The sequence below is a fragment of the Synechococcus sp. R6-5 genome (genome assembly GCF_047461775.1).
In the GTDB taxonomy this organism is placed as follows: Bacteria; Cyanobacteriota; Cyanobacteriia; order Thermostichales; family Thermostichaceae; genus Thermostichus.
In genome coordinates this window covers 1-2037 of record NZ_JANSHV010000158.1, presented here as the reverse complement: position 1 = coordinate 2037, position 2037 = coordinate 1, and the positions used below count along the sequence as shown (strand labels likewise).

At 57.8% G+C, this 2037-nt stretch carries 3 protein-coding genes; all 3 read right to left on the bottom strand.

The genetic code is table 11. The features are described 5' to 3' along the window. Positions 1-138 precede the first annotated feature (138 nt). Positions 139-612 carry an acetyl-CoA carboxylase biotin carboxyl carrier protein gene (gene accB / locus NW818_RS09130; RefSeq protein ID WP_011432092.1) on the bottom strand — a complete coding sequence of 158 codons (474 nt, stop codon included), beginning with the start codon at positions 610-612 and terminating at the stop codon, positions 139-141. Between the two features lie 69 nt (positions 613-681). Further along, positions 682-1239, bottom strand: coding sequence for an elongation factor P (gene efp, locus NW818_RS09125; protein WP_414335241.1), 558 nt, complete (start codon positions 1237-1239; stop codon positions 682-684). Positions 1240-1275: 36 nt separating this feature from the next. After that, positions 1276-2037, bottom strand: a 762-nt coding sequence (gene tsaB / locus NW818_RS09120) for a tRNA (adenosine(37)-N6)-threonylcarbamoyltransferase complex dimerization subunit type 1 TsaB (protein ID WP_414424368.1), incomplete at its 5' end; no start/stop codon positions are given.

The following is a 2037-nucleotide window of genomic DNA, read 5'->3' as shown; positions in this document are numbered from 1 at the left end:
TCCCATACTTCCCGGCTCTGGAAAACTGACGGATACAGTGCTTCAACACCGACCACATCCCCTCAATCCGATTCAACTCTGGTGTATACACAGGCAAGGGAGATTGGGTCGCCAAAATCCGGTTTACCCCCTTGCCCATCAAGCCGTGGGATCCAACCGCATCAACACCTGCCCAAACTCCACCGATTGCCCATTGCTCACCAAAATCTCGGTCACCACGCCTGCCGCTTCGGCCTCGATCTCGTTCATCAGCTTCATGGCCTCGATGATGCACAGGGTTTGGCCCTTGTTCACCCGTTGGCCAACCCGCACAAAGTCAGGTTCACCTGGAGCTGGGGCGCTGTAGAAAGTGCCCACCATTGGTGACGTCACGTCTATCCAATGGCTGGGGGTGGATTTGGGAGCAGTGGGAGGAGGGGGCGCTTCTGCAGGAGCAGGAGGAGGCGCAGAGGAGACAATAACCGGACTGGCGGGGGTGGAGGAGAGCTCAGTCGGGATCCCTTTGCGCAAGGTGAGGCGAAAATCTTTGAACTCCAGAGTTAGCTCGGTAACATCGCTCTCTTGCAGAGCGGCCAGGAGAAGACGAATTTCCTGCCAATTGACAACATCCAAGGGAAGGTTCACTCCTGATGCATCACCTGTCCACAACAGAAATCCATAACCGAAAAGGAGAGGGAGAACTCACTCCCGGCCCAGATAGGTGTCGGTGCGGGTATCGACCCGAATCCGTTCTCCAACCTTGATGAACAAAGGCACCTGGATCTCAGCACCGGTCTCCAGCTTGGCCGGCTTGGTTCCCCCAGTGGCGGTATCTCCTTTCACCCCTGGATCTGTTTCCACCACTTCCAGAACAACGGTGTTGGGCAGCTCCACATCGATCACCTGCCCATTCCAGCGCAAGATTGACACTTGCATGTTTTCTTTCAGATATTTCACGGCGGAGCCAATTTGGGCGGCGGTAATTGGAGCCTGCTCATAGGTCTCCATGTCCATAAACACCAAGTTGTCCCCTTCCGCGTAGAGATACTGCATCTCGACTTTTTCGATGGTGGCTGCGGGCAGGGTTTCACCGGCGCGGAAAGTCTTCTCCACAACGTTGCCAGTCTGCATGTTTTTGAGCTTGGTGCGCACAAAGGCTGCTCCCTTGCCGGGCTTCACATGCAGGAACTCGATCACTTTATAGGGAGCTCCGTCAATTTCCACAGAGACGCCAGGGCGCAAATCGTTGCTTGAGATCATGTCAGCAGAGGGATCCGTTGCTTAGACTTCCCAATCTTACCGTGACGATGGGGCACTCCGTTCGCGCTGGGGAGGCGGAGTCCGATTCAGCCCTCTGAGATCAATCGGGGGCTGGCGACCGTAAAGGGGCAACACCTCCTGCCACTGAGGGCGCAACCCAGCCCGAAAATCGGCGCGGGCCAATTCTGCCAACGCCACCACAGGTGCAGAATCCACAAAATCGGCGGCATTCACGGATAGAGCTTGCGGCCAATGGCGGAGAAGGGCCTGCCAAGCCTCTTCCTCCCAGAGCCGATCGGCCACTTCTGCAGCGACACCCTCTTCTGTCACCCGATACACGCCGCCATACCGCTCTCCTCGTTTGGCGTCCATCTGCACCGCCACCGTCAAGGGCTGGGGCGGGGATCCCTGCTCCTGCCACACCTGGCGGGCGAGGACGGCCAAAGCCGAGTAGCCAAACACGGGAATGCCCAGTTGCTGGCCCAGCAGACGGGCCACGCTCACCCCCAAACGGCTGCCCGTAAAGCTGCCCGGCCCCAAAGCTACAGCGATCCCAGCTATCTGCGACCAAGCCTGACCGGCCAAGAAGACTTTCAAGCAGGGGTGCAACTGCGCTGCCATCTCCCGATCCAGCCACCAGCTCTGACTGCGGGTTTCTCCCAACCCTGGCTCCAACGGCAGCAGGGCCAGGCCCAAAACGGGCGTGGTGGTGTGGATCCCTAAAATCCAGCGGACAAGCGACATGGCCTCTCTCAGGATCAAAAAAGGTGGTTGACGAAACTTAACGGATGTTTTAAG